Consider the following 18,839-nt stretch of genomic DNA (forward strand, 5'->3'; position numbering starts at 1 on the left):
CATCGCGAGCGAGCTCGCTCCTACACGGACCGTGTTCAGCGCACGTTCAGCACGAAACCGACGCGGGTCAGCCATTCGGCTTCGAGGGCGAAGTCGGCCTGGGTTAGCTGGTTATCGTCCAGCCAGTGTTCCGGGAACAACACATCCAGGCTGTCGCCATTGGCTTTGAGCACCACCTGGGGCATTTCCTGGGTGCCGCGAATGTGATGGAACAGAATCGCAAAGCGCAGCAGCACGCACAGCCTGATCAGCTTGATGCCGTCGTCGTCGAATTCGGCAAATTTGTCCCGGGGAATATTGCGCCGGTGGCCACGCACCAATAACGCGAGCATTTGCTGGTCCTCGCGGGAAAAACCGGCGAGGTCCGAGTGCTCGATCAGGTAAGCGCCGTGCTTGTGGTAGTGATAGTGAGCGATGTCCAGGCCCACTTCATGAACCTTGGCCGCCCAACCGAGCAATTCGCGCCAGACGCCGTCATCCAGATCCCAATCCTCGGCCACCTGGTCGAAAGCATGTAGCGCTTTGCGCTCGACCCGCACCGCTTGTTCCAGGTCGACGTGATAACGCTCCATCAACGAGCTGAGCGTGCGCTCACGGACGTCTTCGTGATGATGACGGCCAAGGAGGTCATAGAGCACGCCTTCGCGCAGGGCGCCTTCACAGTGGTCCATGCGTTGCAGTTCGAGGGCGTCGAAGATGGCTTCGAGAATCGCCAGGCCAGCCGGGAAAATCGCCCTGCGGTCAGGCTTGATGCCTTCGAAATCGATCTTCTCGACGTCGCCGAGCTTGAACAGTTTGCGTTTAAGCCAGGCCAGGCCTTCGGCGTTCACTTCGCCCGTACCGTGGCCGCCGGCCTTCAGCGCCAGCCCGATGGCGCGAATGGTGCCCGAGGAGCCGATGGCTTCATCCCAGGTCAGACGATGCAAGGCGTGTTCGATGCTCATGATCTCCAGCCGCGCCGCGGTGTACGCCTGGGCGTAGCGGGCCGGGGTAATCTTGCCGTCCTTGAAATAGCGCTGAGTAAAACTGACGCAGCCCATTTGCAGGCTTTCGCGCAGCAACGGTTCGAAGCGCTGGCCGATGATGAATTCGGTACTGCCACCGCCGATATCAGCCACCAGGCGCTTGCCCGGGGTGTCCGCGAGGGTGTGGGAAACGCCGAGGTAGATCAGACGCGCTTCTTCACGGCCGGAGATGACTTCCACCGGGTGGCCGAGGATTTCTTCGGCGCGGTGGATGAATTCGGCACGGTTACGGGCTTCACGCAGGGCGTTGGTGCCAACGATCCGCACAGCACCGGGTGGCATACCGTTGATCAGTTGGGCAAAACGTTTCAGGCAGTCGAGCCCGCGCTGCATGGACTCTTCGTTGAGCTGGCGCTCTTCATCGATGCCGGCGGCCAGCTGAACCTTTTCCCCGAGACGTTCGAGAATGCGGATTTCGCTGTTCTGGGCCTTGGCCACGACCATGTGAAAGCTGTTGGAGCCCAGGTCGATTGCGGCGATCAGGGACAGATTCTTGGCTTGGGATTGCGGCATGGTCAGGGGTCTCGGTCGATAACCTCGACATCGTGCCACGATCAAAGGCTGGCGCCAACGCGCAGGTGACCGCTTCCCGGTCAATCGCGAGCAGGCTCGCTCCCACAGGGTTCTATGTTGCCTCCAGTTCGGCAGACGACACTGAACCAATGTGGGAGCGAGCCCTGCTCGCGATGGCGGCCGCGAAAGCGCCAAATGCTGCATAGCGGGTCGCAATTACCTTCGTTGCTCCCGCCAACGCTTGACTTGAGCTATACCCAAACTCATGCACCACCATAGCGAGACTCAATCAACTGCACCTTCCTGAACGAGGGAAGGGCAGCTATGATGGGCCACGTTTTTTTGCTTACAACCTGGAGACTTCCATGAGCAGCGATCTTATCAAACACGTTAGCGACGCTAGCTTCGAGGCCGATGTACTCAAGGCCGAAGGCGCTGTATTGGTCGACTACTGGGCTGAATGGTGCGGCCCTTGCAAAATGATCGCTCCAGTTCTGGACGAAATTGCAGAGACTTACAAAGGCAAGCTGACCGTTGCCAAACTGAACATCGATGAGAACCAGGAAACCCCGGCCAAGCATGGCGTGCGTGGTATCCCGACGCTGATGCTGTTCAAGAACGGCAACGTCGAAGCAACCAAGGTTGGCGCACTCTCGAAGTCGCAACTGGCTGCTTTCCTCGACGCCAACATCTAAGTGTCGATTTGAGTGTCCGAAAAAGGCCCCGCACATTGCGGGGCTTTTTCGTTATTGAGGGCTAGACGCTCTGAAACTCAGGTGTTACATTCGGCCCCGCACTGGTTTCTCCACTGCCCCCTGCTAGCCGTCGCCGACGCACTCCTTTTCGAATAAGTACGCGATCCTGTCGCCTTCTCTGCGGCGCGGCCTCATTAAGCCAAAAGCTTAATTTCCCCCCTCCATAAATGATTACGTCATTCCTATATGAATCTGACTGAACTCAAGCAAAAGCCGATTACCGAACTGCTCGAATTGGCCGAACAGATGGGCATAGAAAATATGGCCCGTTCGCGCAAGCAGGACGTGATTTTCTCCCTGCTCAAAAAGCACGCGAAAAGCGGCGAGGAAATCTCCGGTGATGGCGTGCTGGAGATTCTCCAGGACGGCTTCGGCTTCCTCCGCTCCGCTGATGCGTCCTATCTTGCCGGCCCGGACGATATCTACGTCTCGCCGAGCCAGATCCGTCGCTTCAACTTGCGCACCGGTGACACCATCGTTGGCAAGATTCGCCCTCCAAAGGAAGGCGAGCGTTATTTCGCTCTGCTCAAGGTCGACACGATCAACTACGATCGTCCCGAGAACGCGAAAAACAAGATTCTCTTCGAGAACCTGACCCCGCTGTTCCCGACCGTGCGCATGAAGATGGAAGCCGGCAACGGTTCCACCGAAGACTTGACCGGTCGAGTCATCGACCTGTGCGCCCCGATCGGCAAAGGCCAGCGCGGTCTGATCGTTGCACCGCCGAAAGCCGGTAAAACGATCATGCTGCAAAACATCGCGGCGAACATCGCTCGTAACAACCCTGAAGTTCATCTGATCGTATTGCTGATCGACGAACGTCCGGAAGAAGTAACTGAAATGCAGCGCACCGTGCGCGGCGAAGTGGTTGCCTCGACGTTCGACGAACCGCCAACCCGCCACGTGCAGGTTGCCGAAATGGTGATCGAGAAGGCCAAGCGCCTGGTCGAACACAAGAAAGACGTGGTGATCCTGCTCGACTCCATCACCCGTCTGGCCCGCGCCTACAACACTGTGATCCCGAGCTCCGGCAAAGTACTCACCGGTGGTGTCGATGCCCACGCCCTGGAGAAACCGAAACGTTTCTTCGGCGCCGCGCGGAACATCGAAGAAGGCGGTTCGCTGACCATTATCGCCACCGCGCTGGTTGAAACCGGCTCGAAGATGGACGAAGTGATCTACGAAGAATTCAAAGGCACCGGCAACATGGAACTGCCTCTGGATCGCCGCATCGCTGAAAAACGCGTCTTCCCGGCCATCAACATCAACCGCTCCGGCACCCGCCGCGAAGAGTTGCTGACGGCTGACGACGAGTTGCAACGTATGTGGATCCTGCGCAAGCTGCTGCACCCGATGGACGAAATCGCCGCCATCGAGTTCCTGGTCGACAAGCTGAAAACGACCAAGACCAACGACGAGTTCTTCTTGTCGATGAAGCGTAAGTAAGTCGAAACACGCTTCAACAAGAGCGCCCTGAAAGGGCGCTTTTTTTTGCTCGAGATATTTGTATCGAGATATTTGTATCCGGATACATACGCTGCGTAAACTGGCGCCCAGTCCATGGGCGTCACCGCCCGCTCACAGCTGATCCATCGCTAGGCATTCCCTGCGTTCAATTTTGCTGGCGATTGGTCAAGTGTTCCGACAGGTTAGTCCACGGTTGACCACCTTCGAATATCTCCATTCGCGCTACCGGTGAGCCCCTTTTTCAATCGGTTTTGTATCTGAAACGACAAGGGGCTTCATGCATACGTTTGGCAATCGCCGTGATATCGACGGCTTACGGGCGCTGGCCGTTATTCCGGTTGTGCTGTTTCACTTCGGCTTTAGCACCTTCAGCGGTGGCTTCGTCGGCGTCGATATCTTCTTCGTCATTTCCGGCTTCCTGATTACCACCATCCTGTTCCGTGAGATCAGCGCGCAGCGTTTCAGCTTCGTTGATTTCTGGGCGCGTCGTGCCCGGCGCATCATCCCGGCCTTGAGCGTGGTGATAGTGGTGACGTTGGTGCTGGGTTGGCTATTGCTGACGGCCAAGGATTTTGCGGAGCTGGGGCGGACGGTCCGTTATCAGGCGCTTTTTATATCGAACATTCTGTTCATGCGAGAGGACGGCTACTTCCAGCCGGCATCGGAGTTGAAGCCGCTGCTTCATACGTGGTCGTTGGCCGTTGAAGAGCAGTACTACATTTTCTTTCCGCTGCTGATGGCATTGTTGATGCGCCATGTTCGCCATTGGCGCTGGATGCTGTTTGCCGTGCTTTTGGTGTCCTTCGGGTTGAACGTCGCCTATATCGACCGCAAGCCAGATGTCGCATTCTTCTCTCTGCCGACGAGGGCCTGGGAACTGTTGTGCGGTGCGATGCTGGCGGTTTTGCCTGCGTCGAAGTACTCGGCGCGGCCCTGGTTCTATCAGTTTGTCGGGCTGGCCGGGTTTGTTGCGGTGCTGGTTGCTGTTTTCACGTTCAACAAAACCACCGCGTTCCCTGGCTGGGCTGCATTGCTGCCGGTTCTCGGTGCGACCGCCATGATCTGGTCGGGCGGCCAGGGTACGACGTGGGTCGGTAAATTGTTGAGTGCCCGCGGGCTGGTTTGGATTGGTTTGATTTCCTACTCCCTGTATTTGTGGCACTGGCCGGTCTACGTCTACGCAAATGCCATCTCGATTGACGGTATTCAGCCAGTTGAGGCGATAGGCTGGATTGGACTGGCGCTGGGTCTGGCGTGGGTGAGCTGGCGTTTCGTCGAGCTTCCATTCCGTGAAAAGCGAGTGCTTGCCGGACGAAGATCCGTGTTGGTGGGCGGTTTGCTGACAATGGCGGCTCTGGCGGTCATAGGTTCGGCCGTGCGATCGGCGGATGGCGTTCCTCAGCGTCTGACCGGCAAAGCCCTGGATTATGCGCAGTCTCGCGAATGGAAGGCTGGGCAGTTGAAGTGCATGTTGGTGACCTCAGACAAAAACCTGGACAAGGCGTGCCTGGTCGGTGGCAACACTGATGTTCCTGCGACGAAGATGTTCTGGGGCGACAGTCATGCCGCGGCGCTGTTACCGGCCATCGAACACAACGCACAACTTGAAGGTCATCCGGTGTGGCTGTACAGCATGAGTGCCTGTTCGCCGGTTCTCAGCGACGATCAACGCCAGCGCTGCAATGACTTCAACGAGCGAACAATGGAGCGGGTTCGCAGCCTGAAGATCAAGGATGTGGTACTGGCATCCAACTGGAGCCTTAACGTTTACGGCCGTGAAGACGGTGATAAAAAAGTGCTGCTCAACGAGCACGACGACACGGCTCATGCTGAGCAGCGCATGGCCACAGCACTCAAGGCGCGGGTGGCGGCATTACGGGAGGCGGGCGCGCAAGTCTGGCTGTTCAAGGAAGTACCGCTGCAGCGCAAGGGCAGCGTTTCTCGCCTGACCAGCCTGGCCCGTATCGGCGGCTCGGTCGAAGGGTTGGGGCGGCCGCTTGAGGAGCATTTGGCAAGGCAGCGCTTTCTCAGTGCCCTGTTCGACTCGATGAGCGCCGCAGACCCGGGCGTGCATGTCATCGACCCGACGCCGATGATGTGTTCGGACCGGATCTGCAACATCGAAATCAACGGTCGCTCGTTGTACAAGGATGAAGATCATCTGTCGGACAGCGGCAGCGCCAGATTGAGCCCTTTGTTTACTCCGGTGCTGCTGGGTGCAAATCAAAATTGATCAGTGCTGAGCGCTGACAGGCTGCTGTTCGGCCGTCAGAGCAGGTAGGATGTACGCCTATTTTCGGGGTGGCATCTTCAATGAAATTCAAGGACCTTCGGGATTTCGTGCAGCAACTTGAGCAGCGCGGAGAGTTGAAACGCATCCAGATCCCCGTCTCTCCAGTGCTGGAGATGACAGAAGTCTGCGACCGCACGCTGCGGGCCAAAGGCCCGGCGCTGTTGTTCGAGAACCCTACCGGCTACGACATCCCGGTACTTGGCAACCTGTTCGGCACCCCCGAGCGGGTGGCCATGGGCATGGGCGCCGAGGCGGTCAGTGAACTGCGCGAGATCGGCAAGCTGCTGGCTTTCCTAAAAGAGCCTGAGCCACCGAAAGGCCTGAAAGACGCCTGGTCGAAGCTGCCGATTTTCCGCAAGATCATCGCGATGGCGCCGAAAGTCGTCAAAGACGCGGTCTGCCAGGAAGTGGTCATTGAAGGCGATGACGTTGATCTTGCCATGCTGCCGGTGCAGACCTGCTGGCCCGGCGACGTCGGCCCGCTGATCACTTGGGGTCTTACCGTCACCAAGGGGCCGAACAAGGATCGCCAGAACCTCGGCATCTACCGTCAGCAAGTGATCGGCCGCAACAAGGTCATCATGCGCTGGCTGAGTCACCGTGGCGGCGCACTGGATTACCGCGAATGGTGCGAGAAACACCCCGGCCAGCCGTTCCCGGTATCCGTGGCGTTGGGGGCTGACCCGGCGACAATTCTTGGCGCGGTGACGCCGGTACCGGACAGCCTTTCTGAATACGCTTTCGCCGGACTGCTGCGCGGTAACCGCACCGAACTGGTGAAGTGCCGAGGTAATGACCTCCAAGTGCCGGCCACCGCCGAGATCATCCTCGAGGGTGTGATTCATCCTGGCGAGATGGCCGACGAAGGCCCGTACGGCGACCACACCGGTTACTACAACGAAGTCGACAGCTTCCCGGTGTTCACTGTCGAGCGCATCACCCATCGGATCAAACCGATCTACCACAGCACTTACACCGGCCGTCCGCCGGATGAGCCGGCGATTCTCGGCGTGGCGCTGAACGAAGTGTTCGTGCCGATCCTGCAGAAGCAGTTCCCGGAGATCACCGACTTCTACCTGCCGCCCGAAGGTTGCTCGTACCGCATGGCCATTGTGACCATGAAGAAGTCGTATCCCGGCCATGCCAAGCGGGTAATGCTCGGTGTCTGGTCGTTTTTGCGACAGTTCATGTACACCAAGTTCGTTATCGTCACCGACGACGATATCAACGCACGCGACTGGAACGATGTGATCTGGGCCATCACCACGCGCATGGACCCCAAGCGCGACACGGTGATGATCGACAACACGCCGATCGACTACCTGGATTTCGCCTCGCCGGTTTCCGGCCTGGGGTCGAAAATGGGGCTCGATGCCACGCATAAATGGCCGGGCGAAACCACCCGCGAGTGGGGCCGGGTCATCGTCAAGGACGAGGCCGTTACCCAGCGGATCGATGCCATCTGGAATCAGTTAGGAATAGATTGATGCGTGTAACTTTGCAGCCCTCCGGAGCAGTGCTAGAGATTCTGCCCGGTGAGCGGATTCTCGATGGCGCGCGGCGTCTGGGCTATGAATGCCCACAAAGCTGCCGCAACGGCAATTGCCATATATGCGCCGCGTTGCTGGTGGAAGGGCGGGTCGAACAGGAAGGCGGTGTGCGCGACCATGGCGAGTTCTACACTTGCATAGCAGAGCCGCTGGAAGACTGCATCGTGCTGTGGGATGGCGTGCTCGCGCTGGGAGAATTGCCGGTGCGCAACTTCTCGTGTCAGGTCATTGAATGCAGGGACGTCGGCGGCGATACCTGGCGCGTGCGGCTGCGAGCACCGGCTGGCAAGCCACCGCGCTATCACGCCGGGCAGTATCTGATGATCGAGCGTGAGAGTGGCGAGAAATCCGCGTTCTCCCTGGCCTCCGCGCCGCATGGTGGGCGTGATCTGGAAATACATGTGTTGGCGCGCGAAAGCAGTGCCCTGAGCCTGATCGAGCAGCTGCAGCGCAATACGTTGGTGCGCATCGAGATGCCATTCGGCGATACCCATCTGGCGGAACTGCCTGACGGTCCGTTGGTGCTGATTGCGGCGGGCACCGGCATGGGCCAGATTCACAGCCTGATCGAGCATTGCCGCGCCACGGGCTTCAAGCATCCTGTGCATTTGTATTGGGGTGTGCGTCGTCCGGAAGACTTTTATGACATAGAACATTGGGATGAATGGCTGAAACTGCCCAATCTGTTCCTGCATAAAGTGGTGAGCGATCAATGTGGCTGGCAGGGGCGCTGTGGCATGTTGCATGAGGCGGTGTGTGAAGACTTCCCTGACCTGAAAGCGCTGCATGTGTATGCCAGCGGTTCTCCGGCAATGGTCTATGGCACGCTGGATGCCTTGGTTGAGGCCGGGATGGACGCCCATCAGATGCGCGCCGATGTATTTGCATACGCGCCACGATCTTGATCCTCGATTTTGATCGGCGATCTTGATCCCCGTTCTTGGCGCCTGTTAGTCCTTCTAGAATCGTAACCCTGTCGTCACCATGAAGGCGTTGGCGCCGAGCAGTACCAGCTCGGCGGCCAACGGGCCGTAGTGGGTGCCAATGGACGGAATAATCACCGGTGCCACTCCAAAGCGGTTGAGAGGAATCTTGTCCTGGTACTTTCCGCTGTAACCTTCAAGCAGCCCTCCGGTAAGTTTTAGATAAACCGGATATTGGGCGCTGTCGAAGCGTTTGCCCGCATAGGCATAGTTTGAACGCTGGCTGAACGAGTTACGAAAAGTCGCCCCGCCAAATACCCAGCCGGACGCTTCGTTACGTTCAATGCCAATCAGGTCCTGATTGTTATTGTGGTCGGGATCCGGCGAGTAATGTTTGGTATAGACGCTGGTCTGTGCATACCAGAAGCCCTTGTCTTGTTGCGCGTCATCTTGCGCCATGGCGAGGCCGGCCGGGATCATTAACAACAACATGGCGCAAAGCGCTGGTTTTTTCATCATGCAGCCCTGTTAAACAGTGTGGCTTGCGCCTTGGGGAGGCTGTTATACGTGGACGTCCGACGATGGGAAAGGTAGAGAGTCTGAGAGTTTAGTAGGAAATGTCTGGCGCCTTCATGAATGGATCCTGAATGAGTCGAACGCTTATGCATATGTCATTCAGGTATTTAAGATATTTCCAAAATGGTATTAGGCTATATAAAACGTAACGCCGCCAGTGATGACCACTATTTGTGGGTGTCACAACTGTCATACATCCTTTAGCACTTTTCGTTTTACCGTTACTGCTATATGTTCTATGAAGCGAATCTTGCTTATATCTTGTAATACTTGTGGGGCCGAACACTTTCGCCATGAGCGCCATTGAATCTGCTTTTTTGAATCTGGCTTACCCTCCGCGGCTCGATCTGGGGCCGCAGCTTACGCACGAACAATTGCTCAGCTCGATGCAGTCGACCATGGCACGCCATAAGGGTGGCCCGGTCTGGCTGTTCGCGTATGGCTCGCTGATCTGGCGGCCTGAATGCGCGGCGGTGGAGCGGGTGCGCGGTCGTGTGCATGGCTACCATCGCGGTTTGTACCTGTGGTCCCACGAACATCGCGGCACGCCGGAAGTACCGGGGCTGGTGTTTGGCCTGGATCGCGGCGGTTCTTGCAGCGGTTTCGCTTATCGCTTGCCCGAAGAACAACTCGACGCTTCGCTCTATGCCTTGTGGCAGCGCGAAATGCCATTCCCCTCCTATCGTCCACACTGGCTCAACTGCCGCCTCGAAGACGGAAACCAGGTTCAGGCATTGGGGTTTGTTTTAGAGCGTCACCTGCCCAGCTATGCCGGCAACTTGCCCGATCATGTGCTGAGCCACGTGTTCGAAAACGCCTGCGGGCGTTACGGCACCACGCGCGATTATGTCGAGCAGACCGCCCACGCCCTGCGTAGCCACGCCATGCCAGACCGGAATCTGGAGGCACGGCTCAAACGTTGTCGATCAAAGTCCGATCAGGCGAGCGCTTCGCGGGTCTAGGGTTGAAAAAGCGATCTGAACACTCTCCAGACCGCTTCATTCGGCTCAGCGAACCTGAACCACCACCTTCCCGACCGCCTTACGCTGCCCAAGATCATTAATCGCCTGCGCCGTATTGTTCAGCGGATACACCTGCGACACCAACGGCTTCAACTTGCCCTCGGCAAACCAGCCAAACAACTGCTGGAAGTTAGCCGCGTTATCCTGTGGCTGACGTTGGGCAAACGAGCCCCAGAAAACGCCAATCACTGACGCACCTTTGAGCAGGGCAAGGTTCACCGGCAGTTCCGGAATGCGTCCGCTGGCGAAACCGACCACCAGCAGGCGACCGTTCCAGGCGATGGCGCGGATGGCCTGGTCGAACAGATCGCCGCCGACCGGGTCGTAGATCACGTCGGCGCCCTGGCCATCGGTCAGGCGCTTGATTTCGTCCTTGAGGCTGGTTTCGCTGTAGTTGATCAGTTCATCGGCGCCGGCAGCCTTGGCCACGGCAAGTTTTTCGGCGCTGCTGGCGGCGGCGATCACGCGGGCGCCCATGGCTTTGCCGATTTCCACGGCGGCCAGGCCGACACCGCCCGAAGCGCCGAGGACCAGCAGGGTTTCCCCCGGTTGCAAGTTGCCCCGTTGCTTGAGCGCATGCATCGAGGTGCCGTAGGTCATGCTGAACGCGGCGGCGGTGTTGAAGTCCATGGACGGCGGAATGGGCAGCACGTTGTAACCCGGCACGGCGACCTGTTCGGCGAAGCTGCCCCAACCGGTCAAGGCCATGACCCGGTCACCGACTTTCAGATGGCTAACCTTTTCGCCCACCGCGCTGACCACGCCAGCCGCTTCGCCACCCGGCGAAAACGGGAAGGGCGGCTTGAACTGGTATTTGCCCTCGATGATCAACGTGTCCGGGAAATTGACCCCGGCGGCGTGCACATCCAGCAGGATTTCATTCTTCTTCGCGACAGGGCTGGCGACGTCTTCCAGCACCAGCGATTCGGCAGGGCCGAAGGCTTTGCACAGCACGGCTTTCATCAGGGCTATTCCTTTGGGAGTGATGGCCGATAAGTGTAGGTGTGTGAATCGATGGGTCAACGAGCATGCCCGGCCCTGATAGGCAGCCATAAGCTTGTGCTAGCGCGGCGGGTCGTTATGCTAGGCCGCAAACCGGATTAGGAGCGAATTGTGAAAGCGTGGATCATGTTGATGCTGGCCCTGTCTCTGCCCATGGCAGTGATGGCCGAAGAAGCAGCCAAAGAAGGTGAAGGCCCGAAAGTCAGCTATTTGAGCCTGAGCCCGCCGTTCGTGGGTAATTATGGGTTGGATGGCACGCCGAAGTTGAAGGTTTTCAAGGCTGATGTGGCGTTGCGTGTGACCGGTGAAGAAGCGACCAAACTGGTGAAGGCCAATGAGCCATTGATTCGCAATCAACTGGTCGCGTTGTTCGCCCAGCAGACGACCGAGGCGATGAACAGCGTCGACGGCAAGGAAAAGCTGCGTCAGGAAGCCCTGAAACAGACCCAGCAAGTGATGAACGACGAAACTGGCAAGCCGGTGGTTGAGGACTTGTTGTTCAACAACCTCATTATTCAGTAAGTTCTGATTTGAATGGCTTATCGCCAAGATCGCAGCCTTCGGCAGCTCCTACATGGGTTCGCATTTCCCTGTAGGAGCTGCCGCAGGCTGCGATCTTTTAGCGGTCTTCAACGTAACGCGATAACAGCTGCCCATTGCTCAGCCGTCACCGGCATCACCGATAGGCGCGAACCTTTCTGCACCAATGGCATCTCGGCCAGCGCCGTCTGCTGCTTCAGGTAGTCCAGCTTCAGAACGTTGGAAAACGTCTCGACGTGAGCGACGTCAATCGCGCTCCAGGCATTTTTCTCGGCAGTAGCCTTCGGATCGTAGTAATGGCTCTCAGGCTCCAGCGCTGTCGGGTCCGGATAGGCCGCTTCGATAATTTTGCCGATCCCGGCAATCCCGGGCTCCGGGCAGCTGGAGTGATAGAAGAAGAACTCGTCGCCCACCGCCATCGCACGCAAGAAGTTGCGCGCCTGATAGTTGCGAACCCCATCCCAGCGCGCTTTTCCAAGCTTCGCGAGGTCTTTGATCGAGAGCTCGTCGGGCTCGGATTTCATCAGCCAATAGGCCATGGTTTTTGCTCCTTGCGAGGTGAGGGGGCAATTTTATGACAAACCGACGGTCGGTTGACGCCATCGTTTGCGTGTCGGTTCACGTTGTCGCAGAATGCCGGCCTTCTAAGCTTGACGCTGCTGCACGGCCTACAACGGAAACCGCTGCTGTCATCGTGTTGATGTGCCTTTGGGGGGCAATCGATGAAACGCAAACCGGATTTACTATGGATTTTGGTTATTTTATTCGGCCTTGGCGTCGTGACCACCGGCTATGCCCAAAGCCTGTGGAACAACAATCCCGATGCACCGATCGAAATCGCACAGCAACAAAAGCCGTCGGCCTTCAAGCGCTGAACCCGTCCTTTGGGCGCCGCTGATTCCAGTGGCGTCTAGCCTGCGAAATACCACGCCTTGTCTGTCACCGTTCCTTGCAACGGTACATCCCAGCTCGCTTGAGCCAATCGTTCGACCTTCTGACATTCATGGGCCAGCCCCAGCAGCGTCGGCTTGCGCCAGTTTTTGCGTCGTGCCAGGTACGCCAGGCTCCGGTCGTAGAAACCACCGCCCATGCCCAGTCGCCCGCCGACATCGTCAAACCCCACCAACGGCAACAAGACCAAATCCAGCGCCCAGACTTTGCGTTGCCGGGCGAGGTTGTGTCTTGGCTCGAGAATACGGAAGCGGTTGGGTTTCAGTTTTTCGCCGGGTCGAATCCGCTGGAACACCATTTTGGTTCGCGGCCAGGCACTGAGTACCGGCAGATAGGTGGCCTTGCCCCGACGCTGAGCGGCACGCAGCAGCACGCTTGGATCAATTTCACCGTCGGTGGGCAGATAAAGAGAAATGTGTTTTGCGCGGCGGAACAGCGGTTGCTGGGCCAATTGCTTGTACAGCCCGCGAGCCGCCTGGTGCTGCTGACTGGGTGTCAGTGCGCGGCGGGCCTTGCGCAGCATGCGTCGAAGTTGCGGGCGGGGCAGCAGCGCAGGTTCGGTCATGAATTCAGCTTCGGCAGGACGAGTACATAAAGCGTACCCGTAAAAAAGCCGATGCCGGTATTTAAACCGGCATCGGACTGGAATCAGGCTCCCCGGATGTACCGCTGCTGACTTAGCCCTTGAACCCGAAAGTTCAAGGTGGAAGATGCAGTAGGCTTTAAGGCTTTCCGTCTAGCGGACATGCACACCAGCCCAACGTGCAACTTCCAGGGTAGTGCGAATCGGCTCAGGGACGTGGTCAACTGGCAAGCACCCCAGGGAGTGATGCGAGTATACCTCAAGCGGTTTCGCGTTTCAGCCCTTGGTGACATCCGGATCGGTGGCGAGCACCAGATCGACGCGATCCAGCAGGTCGCGAACCTGTTCGCGGGTCGAGCCGCTGGCCTGCACATCCGGGCGCTCTTCCTTGTGCAGAAGATCGTGCGTGATGTTCAGCGCGGCCATCACGGCGATGCGGTCGGCACCGATGACTTTGCCGCTGCTGCGGATTTCGCGCATCTTGCCGTCGAGGTAGCGGGCGGCGCTGACCAGGTTGCTGCGCTCTTCCTGGGGGCAGATGATCGAATATTCTTTGTCGAGGATCTGCACGGTAACGCTGTTGTTTGAACTCATGAGTCTTGCTCCAGGGCCTTGAGGCGCGAAATCATCGACTCGACCTTACGCCGGGCGATTTCATTTTTTTCAATGAGGTGCGCGCGTTCCTCGCGCCAGGTCTTTTCCTGAGCTAGTAGGAGTCCATTTTGACTCTTAAGTTGCTCGACTCGGCTAATTAGTAGCTCGAGTCTGGCCATCAGCGCTTGCAGGTCGGTGTCTTCCATTGTCTTCACTGTCTTCACTGTCTGATGGGTGTTTGACTGTAGGAGCGAGCTTGCTCGCGATGAACCCGAGAACGCCGCGGGTGTCAGGTACCCAGCGTTATCGTTAGCGACCATCGCGAGCAAGCTCGCTCCTACAGGGGTAGTCGATGTAGGATACAAGGCCTTCATTCTAGACATAGCGCCGTCTGGCGCCTAGCTGCCCATGCCCATTCAGAATTCCCCGTATAAAGCCTTCGCCACCCTGCTGACTTCCAGCGGTCATAACGTCTCGCCTGCCGAACTGCATGGCCTGCTGCTCGGCCGCAGTTGCGCCGGCGCCGGTTTCGATGCTGAAGGCTGGCTAATTGATGCCGCCGAGCTGCTCGAAGGCGAGCCGCAAGACAACGTTCGCAATGCCTTGATTGGCCTGCAAGAGATGGTCAAAGGCGAGCTCACCGGCGACGACGTGACCGTTGTTCTGCTGCTGCCGACTGATGACGAGCCGCTGGCTGACCGCGCCGCAGCACTGGGCCAATGGTGCCAGGGTTTCCTCAGCGGTTTCGGCCTGAACTGCCGTGACAGCAGCATGCTGAGCACCGAGGCCACCGAAGTGCTGCAGGATCTGGCGGCCATCGCCCAGGTGCAAGATGCACTGGAAGAATCCGACGACGGCGAAAGCGACTACATGGAAGTGATGGAGTACCTGCGCGTCGCGCCGCTGCTGCTGTTCTCCGAAACCAAGAAGCCGGACGCGCCGGCTGCTGCCAAACCGTCGTTGCATTAATCGCGAGCCAGGAAAAGCCATCTGCCCATGATTCATATCCCGAAATCGGAATACAGCCGTCGCCGCAAGGCCTTGATGGCGCAGATGGAACCCAACAGCATCGCCATACTGCCCGCCGCCGCGGTGGCCATCCGCAACCGCGACGTCGAGCACGTCTACCGTCAGGACAGCGACTTCCAGTACCTCAGCGGCTTCCCCGAGCCTCAGGCTGTTCTGGTTTTGATGCCGGGGCGTTTGCATGGCGAATACATTCTGTTCTGCCGTGAGCGTAACGCCGAGCGCGAATTGTGGGACGGCCTGCGCGCCGGCCAGGAAGGCGCGATCCGTGACTTCGGCGCCGACGACGCGTTCCCCATCACCGACATCGACGACATCCTGCCGGGTCTGATCGAAGGGCGCGACCGGGTCTATTCGGCCATGGGCAGCAACCCGGAATTCGACCGGCACCTGATGGACTGGATCAACGTGATCCGCTCTAAAGCGCACCTTGGCGCCCAGCCGCCGAACGAATTCGTTGCCCTGGATCACTTACTGCACGACATGCGCCTGTATAAATCGGCGGCAGAAGTGAAGGTCATGCGTGAAGCCGCGCGGATTTCCGCTCAGGCGCACATTCGCGCCATGCAGGCCAGCAGGGTCGGGTTGCATGAGTTCAGCCTCGAAGCCGAGCTCGATTACGAGTTCCGCAAGGGCGGGGCGAAAATGCCGGCTTATGGCTCGATCGTCGCGGCGGGCCGCAACAGTTGCATCCTGCACTACCAACAGAATGACGCGGTACTCAAGGATGGCGACCTGGTACTGATCGACGCCGGTTGCGAAATTGACTGCTACGCGAGTGACATCACTCGCACCTGGCCGGTCAACGGCAAGTATTCGGTGGAACAGAAAGCAATCTACGAATTGGTGCTGGCATCGCAAGAAGCCGCGTTTGCCGAGATCGCTCCGAACAAACACTGGAATCAGGCGCACGAAGCCACCGTCCGGGTGATCACCGCCGGTCTGGTGAAGTTGGGTCTGTTGCAGGGCGACGTCGACGAGTTGATCGCCAGCGAAGCGTATAAAGCGTTTTACATGCACCGCGCCGGCCATTGGCTGGGCATGGATGTGCATGACGTCGGCGAGTACAAGGTCGGCGGCGAATGGCGCGTGCTGGAAGTTGGCATGGCGCTGACAGTGGAGCCGGGGATCTATATCGCTTCGGACAACCAGAATGTTGCGAAGAAATGGCGCGGCATAGGCGTGCGCATCGAGGACGACGTGGTGGTGACCAAGACCGGTTGTGAAATCCTGACTAAAGGCGTGCCGAAAACGGTCGCCGAGATCGAGGCCTTGATGGCCGCTGCAAGGACACAGGCGGCATGAGTCGAGTCAATCTGGCAATCATCGGTGGTGGCCTGGTCGGCGCCAGCCTGGCGTTGGCGTTGCAGGCCGGGGCCAAGTCTCGCGGCTGGAAGATCGTGCTGATTGAACCGTTCGCCCCGGGTGACACCTATCAACCGAGCTACGACGCGCGCTCTTCGGCCTTGTCCTACGGTGCCAAACAGATTTATCAAAGGCTGGGCGTGTGGCAGGAAATCTCCCGCCGCGCCGAGCCGATCAAGCAGATTCATGTCTCCGACCGTGGACGCTTCTCCACGGCGCGACTGTCGGCCATGGAGGAGGGCGTTCCGGCGCTGGGTTATGTGGTGGAAAACGCCTGGCTTGGCCAATGCCTGTGGCAAGGTCTGGACAAGGACGTGATCAGCTGGCGGTGCCCGGCGGAAGTCACGCGCATGGAGCCGCTGACCGATGGCTATCGCCTGACCCTCAACGATGAAACCACGTTGGAATGTGATCTCGCGGTGCTCGCTGACGGCGGCCGTTCAGGCCTGCGCGAGCAACTCGGGATCGGCATCAAGAAGCGTCCGTACAACCAGAGCGCGCTGATCGCCAACATCACCCCGAGTGAAGCGCACAACGGTATGGCCTTCGAGCGCTTCACCGATGATGGCCCGATGGCCTTGTTGCCATTGCCGGAAAACCGCTGCGCGTTGATCTGGACCCGCCTGGGCATGGACGCACAACGGCTGGCCGCTCTCGATGAACGTAGCTTCCTCAGCGAGTTGCAGGGCGTGTTTGGTTATCGCCTTGGCACACTGAAGCAGGTCGGTGCGCGCAATCTTTACCCGCTGACGCTGATCGAGGCTGAAGAACAGGTGCGTCCGCACCTGGCGATTCTTGGCAACGCCGCTCACAGCCTGCATCCGATCGCCGGCCAGGGTTTCAACCTGTCCCTGCGCGATGCTCAGGCCTTGGCCGATGCGCTGCTGGCCAGCGAAACGGCGCCCGGCGACTTCGCAACCTTGCAGGCTTACCGCGAGCGTCAGCGTCTGGATCAAAACCTGACGGTAGGTTTCTCGGATCAGGTCACCCGCTTGTTCGGCAGCACTCAGCCGTTGGTCTCGCTGGGCCGCAACATCGGCCTGCTCGGCCTCGATTTGCTGCCGCCGGCCAAACGCTGGTTCGCCAGGCAGGCCATGGGTTTGGGGACACGCCCCGATGCTTAAGTGGCTGACGGAAGCGTTCGACAAAGCGCGATTGATGCGTTGGTTCATGACCTTTTACCCGCCGTACCTCGGCGCCGGCCATCTGGTGGCGCGGGTCGGGAAAACCCTTTACGTGCGGCTCAAGCCGCAAGCGAGACAGGCTTAAAGCATGGAAATGCGCGCAGATCTGCTGATTGTCGGGGCCGGAATGGTCGGCAGTGCCCTGGCGCTGGCGTTGCAGGACAGTGGGCTGGAAGTCCTGCTGCTGGACGGCAGCCCCCTGAGCGTCAAACCCTTCGATACTCAGGCCACGTTCGAGCCGCGGGTGAGCGCCTTGTCGGCGGCCAGTCAGCGGATTCTGGAACGTCTGGGCGTTTGGGATGGCATTGCCAAGCGGCGCAGTAGCCCTTACACCGACATGCAGGTCTGGGATGGCAGCGGCACCGGGCAAATCCATTTCTCGGCGGCCAGCGTGCACGCTGAAGTGCTGGGGCATATTGTCGAGAACCGTGTGGTTCAGGATGCCTTGCTCGACCGTTTGCACGACTGCGACCTCGGGATGCTGGCCAATGCGCGGCTGGAACAGATGCGTCGCTCGGGTGACGACTGGCTGCTGACCCTGGCGGATGGCCGGACCTTGCGGGCGCCGTTGGTGATCGCGGCGGACGGCGCCAACTCGGCAGTACGGCGCCTGACCGGTGTTGCGACGCGCGAGTGGGATTATCTGCACCACGCCATCGTCACCAGTGTGCGCAGCTCCAAACCTCATCAAATGACCGCGTGGCAGCGCTTCACCGACAACGGTCCATTGGCGTTTCTGCCGCTGGAGCGCGAGGGCCAACAGGATTGGTGTTCGATCGTCTGGTCGACCACACCGAGCGAAGCCGAGCGCCTGATGGCGCTGGATGACAAAGGCTTCTGTCACGAACTGGAGCGGGCCTTCGAAGGCCGGCTCGGCACGGTGCTCAGCGCCGACCCGCGCCTGTGCGTGCCGCTGCGTCAGCGCCATGCCAAGCGTTATGTGGCGCAGGGGCTGGCGTTGATCGGCGATGCGGCGCACACCATTCACCCATTGGCCGGGCAGGGCGTGAACCTCGGCTTTCTCGATGCCGCCGTGTTGGCCGAAGTGCTGCTGCAAGCGTCGGCGCGTGGCGAGCGGTTAGCGGATGTGAAAGTGCTCAGCCGTTACGAGCGTCGGCGCATGCCGCATAACCTCGCGTTGATGGCGGCGATGGAGGGCTTCGAGCGCTTGTTCCAGGCGGATCCGTTGCCGGTGCGCTGGTTGCGTAACGCCGGGTTGAAGATGGTTGATCAATTGCCGGAGGCCAAGGCGTTGTTTGTGCGTGAAGCGCTTGGGCTGACCGGGGATTTGCCGGCACTGGCCAAGGCCTGACATCGTCCTTGCGGCTTATGGCCTCTTCGCGAGCAAGCCCGCTCCCACATTTGAAATGCATCCAAATGTGGGAGCGGGCTTGCTCGCGAAGGCGTCGGTACATCCACCGCAACTCTCAACCTGTGCAACATCTGGTAACTCCTCCGCGAACTGTTCGA

Annotated in this window: 19 protein-coding genes, 1 other RNA gene and 1 pseudogene; 13 read left to right on the forward strand and 8 right to left on the reverse strand. The window is 59.0% G+C overall.

The window, feature by feature from the left end; genetic code table 11:
- Positions 1-35 precede the first annotated feature (35 nt).
- Positions 36-1,538, reverse strand: a complete 1,503-nt coding sequence (ppx, locus tag JFU37_RS13475; protein WP_201115742.1) for an exopolyphosphatase — start codon at positions 1,536-1,538, stop codon at positions 36-38.
- 365 nt (positions 1,539-1,903) lie between these two features.
- On the opposite strand from ppx, the gene trxA reads away from it, so the two are divergent.
- The 5 genes from trxA (at position 1,904) to JFU37_RS13500 (ending at position 8,508) form a co-directional block, all read left to right on the forward strand.
- Positions 1,904-2,233 carry a thioredoxin TrxA gene (gene trxA, locus JFU37_RS13480; protein WP_003206727.1) on the forward strand — a complete coding sequence of 110 codons (330 nt, stop codon included), beginning with the start codon at positions 1,904-1,906 and terminating at the stop codon, positions 2,231-2,233.
- A gap of 246 nt (positions 2,234-2,479) precedes the next feature.
- Positions 2,480-3,739: a transcription termination factor Rho gene (gene rho / locus JFU37_RS13485; protein WP_007942421.1), complete on the forward strand. Its 1,260-nt coding sequence runs from the start codon at positions 2,480-2,482 to the stop codon at positions 3,737-3,739.
- A gap of 298 nt (positions 3,740-4,037) precedes the next feature.
- Positions 4,038-5,993, forward strand: coding sequence for an acyltransferase family protein (locus JFU37_RS13490; RefSeq protein WP_201115743.1), 1,956 nt, complete (start codon positions 4,038-4,040; stop codon positions 5,991-5,993).
- Between the two features lie 80 nt (positions 5,994-6,073).
- Complete coding sequence (gene ubiD / locus JFU37_RS13495; protein ID WP_150712980.1) at positions 6,074-7,540, forward strand: 4-hydroxy-3-polyprenylbenzoate decarboxylase; 1,467 nt, start codon at positions 6,074-6,076, stop codon at positions 7,538-7,540.
- Complete coding sequence (locus JFU37_RS13500) at positions 7,540-8,508, forward strand: CDP-6-deoxy-delta-3,4-glucoseen reductase (RefSeq protein WP_201115744.1); 969 nt, start codon at positions 7,540-7,542, stop codon at positions 8,506-8,508. Before ubiD ends, JFU37_RS13500 begins: the two co-directional genes overlap by 1 nt.
- Before the next feature lie 54 nt (positions 8,509-8,562).
- On the opposite strand, the gene JFU37_RS13505 is transcribed toward JFU37_RS13500, so the two are convergent.
- Positions 8,563-9,042: a sn-glycerol-3-phosphate transporter gene (locus tag JFU37_RS13505; RefSeq protein ID WP_201115745.1), complete on the reverse strand. Its 480-nt coding sequence runs from the start codon at positions 9,040-9,042 to the stop codon at positions 8,563-8,565.
- Between the two features lie 353 nt (positions 9,043-9,395).
- Here JFU37_RS13505 and JFU37_RS13510 point away from each other — a divergent pair, with 353 nt between their 5' ends.
- Positions 9,396-10,064 carry a gamma-glutamylcyclotransferase gene (locus JFU37_RS13510; RefSeq protein ID WP_201115746.1) on the forward strand — a complete coding sequence of 223 codons (669 nt, stop codon included), beginning with the start codon at positions 9,396-9,398 and terminating at the stop codon, positions 10,062-10,064.
- Positions 10,065-10,109: 45 nt separating this feature from the next.
- Here JFU37_RS13510 and JFU37_RS13515 read toward each other — a convergent pair whose 3' ends face one another.
- Complete coding sequence (locus JFU37_RS13515; RefSeq protein WP_201115747.1) at positions 10,110-11,087, reverse strand: NADPH:quinone oxidoreductase family protein; 978 nt, start codon at positions 11,085-11,087, stop codon at positions 10,110-10,112.
- A 150-nt stretch (positions 11,088-11,237) separates the two neighbouring features.
- Here JFU37_RS13515 and JFU37_RS13520 point away from each other — a divergent pair, with 150 nt between their 5' ends.
- On the forward strand, positions 11,238-11,648 hold the full coding sequence (locus JFU37_RS13520) for a flagellar basal body-associated FliL family protein (RefSeq protein ID WP_201115748.1): 411 nt from the start codon (positions 11,238-11,240) through the stop codon (positions 11,646-11,648).
- Between the two features lie 107 nt (positions 11,649-11,755).
- Here JFU37_RS13520 and JFU37_RS13525 read toward each other — a convergent pair whose 3' ends face one another.
- A complete protein-coding gene (locus tag JFU37_RS13525) occupies positions 11,756-12,205 on the reverse strand; it encodes an EVE domain-containing protein (protein ID WP_201115749.1) in 450 nt (149 codons plus the stop codon).
- A gap of 183 nt (positions 12,206-12,388) precedes the next feature.
- Here JFU37_RS13525 and JFU37_RS13530 point away from each other — a divergent pair, with 183 nt between their 5' ends.
- On the forward strand, positions 12,389-12,541 hold the full coding sequence (locus tag JFU37_RS13530) for a hypothetical protein (protein ID WP_201115750.1): 153 nt from the start codon (positions 12,389-12,391) through the stop codon (positions 12,539-12,541).
- A 35-nt stretch (positions 12,542-12,576) separates the two neighbouring features.
- Here JFU37_RS13530 and JFU37_RS13535 read toward each other — a convergent pair whose 3' ends face one another.
- From JFU37_RS13535 to JFU37_RS13550, 4 genes are all read right to left on the reverse strand, one after another.
- Positions 12,577-13,182, reverse strand: a complete 606-nt coding sequence (locus tag JFU37_RS13535) for a 5-formyltetrahydrofolate cyclo-ligase (RefSeq protein WP_201115751.1) — start codon at positions 13,180-13,182, stop codon at positions 12,577-12,579.
- 85 nt (positions 13,183-13,267) lie between these two features.
- Positions 13,268-13,446, reverse strand: a non-coding RNA gene (gene ssrS, locus JFU37_RS13540) — 6S RNA.
- 30 nt (positions 13,447-13,476) lie between these two features.
- Entirely contained in the window at positions 13,477-13,794 is a 318-nt protein-coding gene (locus JFU37_RS13545) for a cell division protein ZapA (RefSeq protein WP_201115752.1), read from the reverse strand.
- Positions 13,791-14,000 carry a TIGR02449 family protein gene (locus tag JFU37_RS13550; RefSeq protein WP_007942437.1) on the reverse strand — a complete coding sequence of 70 codons (210 nt, stop codon included), beginning with the start codon at positions 13,998-14,000 and terminating at the stop codon, positions 13,791-13,793. The genes JFU37_RS13545 and JFU37_RS13550 overlap by 4 nt, the downstream gene beginning before the upstream one ends.
- A 202-nt stretch (positions 14,001-14,202) precedes the next feature.
- Here JFU37_RS13550 and JFU37_RS13555 point away from each other — a divergent pair, with 202 nt between their 5' ends.
- The 5 genes and pseudogenes from JFU37_RS13555 (at position 14,203) to JFU37_RS13575 (ending at position 18,681) form a co-directional block, all read left to right on the forward strand.
- On the forward strand, positions 14,203-14,763 hold the full coding sequence (locus JFU37_RS13555; protein ID WP_201115753.1) for a YecA/YgfB family protein: 561 nt from the start codon (positions 14,203-14,205) through the stop codon (positions 14,761-14,763).
- 27 nt (positions 14,764-14,790) lie between these two features.
- Positions 14,791-16,125 carry a Xaa-Pro aminopeptidase gene (gene pepP, locus JFU37_RS13560; protein WP_201115754.1) on the forward strand — a complete coding sequence of 445 codons (1,335 nt, stop codon included), beginning with the start codon at positions 14,791-14,793 and terminating at the stop codon, positions 16,123-16,125.
- Complete coding sequence (gene ubiH, locus JFU37_RS13565; RefSeq protein ID WP_201115755.1) at positions 16,122-17,309, forward strand: 2-octaprenyl-6-methoxyphenyl hydroxylase; 1,188 nt, start codon at positions 16,122-16,124, stop codon at positions 17,307-17,309. Before pepP ends, ubiH begins: the two co-directional genes overlap by 4 nt.
- Before the next feature lie 70 nt (positions 17,310-17,379).
- Positions 17,380-17,454: pseudogene (locus JFU37_RS31300) on the forward strand (tetrameric acyl-CoA thioesterase); the annotation flags it as partial.
- Between the two features lie 9 nt (positions 17,455-17,463).
- Complete coding sequence (locus JFU37_RS13575; protein WP_201116493.1) at positions 17,464-18,681, forward strand: 2-octaprenyl-3-methyl-6-methoxy-1,4-benzoquinol hydroxylase; 1,218 nt, start codon at positions 17,464-17,466, stop codon at positions 18,679-18,681.
- Positions 18,682-18,839 lie beyond the last annotated feature (158 nt).

The sequence above is a fragment of the Pseudomonas sp. TH41 genome (assembly GCF_016650695.1).
In the GTDB taxonomy this organism is placed as follows: Bacteria; Pseudomonadota; Gammaproteobacteria; order Pseudomonadales; family Pseudomonadaceae; genus Aquipseudomonas.

Coding starts and splice junctions, on each gene's coding strand:
- ppx (WP_201115742.1), bottom strand. CDS start 1,538: ATGCCGCAATCCCAAGCCAAGAATCTGTCCCTGATCGCCGCAATCGAC.
- trxA (WP_003206727.1), top strand. CDS start 1,904: ATGAGCAGCGATCTTATCAAACACGTTAGCGACGCTAGCTTCGAGGCC.
- rho (WP_007942421.1), top strand. CDS start 2,480: ATGAATCTGACTGAACTCAAGCAAAAGCCGATTACCGAACTGCTCGAA.
- JFU37_RS13490 (WP_201115743.1), top strand. CDS start 4,038: ATGCATACGTTTGGCAATCGCCGTGATATCGACGGCTTACGGGCGCTG.
- ubiD (WP_150712980.1), top strand. CDS start 6,074: ATGAAATTCAAGGACCTTCGGGATTTCGTGCAGCAACTTGAGCAGCGC.
- JFU37_RS13500 (WP_201115744.1), top strand. CDS start 7,540: ATGCGTGTAACTTTGCAGCCCTCCGGAGCAGTGCTAGAGATTCTGCCC.
- JFU37_RS13505 (WP_201115745.1), bottom strand. CDS start 9,042: ATGAAAAAACCAGCGCTTTGCGCCATGTTGTTGTTAATGATCCCGGCC.
- JFU37_RS13510 (WP_201115746.1), top strand. CDS start 9,396: ATGAGCGCCATTGAATCTGCTTTTTTGAATCTGGCTTACCCTCCGCGG.
- JFU37_RS13515 (WP_201115747.1), bottom strand. CDS start 11,087: ATGAAAGCCGTGCTGTGCAAAGCCTTCGGCCCTGCCGAATCGCTGGTG.
- JFU37_RS13525 (WP_201115749.1), bottom strand. CDS start 12,205: ATGGCCTATTGGCTGATGAAATCCGAGCCCGACGAGCTCTCGATCAAA.
- JFU37_RS13530 (WP_201115750.1), top strand. CDS start 12,389: ATGAAACGCAAACCGGATTTACTATGGATTTTGGTTATTTTATTCGGC.
- JFU37_RS13535 (WP_201115751.1), bottom strand. CDS start 13,182: ATGACCGAACCTGCGCTGCTGCCCCGCCCGCAACTTCGACGCATGCTG.
- JFU37_RS13545 (WP_201115752.1), bottom strand. CDS start 13,794: ATGAGTTCAAACAACAGCGTTACCGTGCAGATCCTCGACAAAGAATAT.
- JFU37_RS13550 (WP_007942437.1), bottom strand. CDS start 14,000: ATGGAAGACACCGACCTGCAAGCGCTGATGGCCAGACTCGAGCTACTA.
- JFU37_RS13555 (WP_201115753.1), top strand. CDS start 14,203: ATGCCCATTCAGAATTCCCCGTATAAAGCCTTCGCCACCCTGCTGACT.
- pepP (WP_201115754.1), top strand. CDS start 14,791: ATGATTCATATCCCGAAATCGGAATACAGCCGTCGCCGCAAGGCCTTG.
- ubiH (WP_201115755.1), top strand. CDS start 16,122: ATGAGTCGAGTCAATCTGGCAATCATCGGTGGTGGCCTGGTCGGCGCC.
- JFU37_RS13575 (WP_201116493.1), top strand. CDS start 17,464: ATGCGCGCAGATCTGCTGATTGTCGGGGCCGGAATGGTCGGCAGTGCC.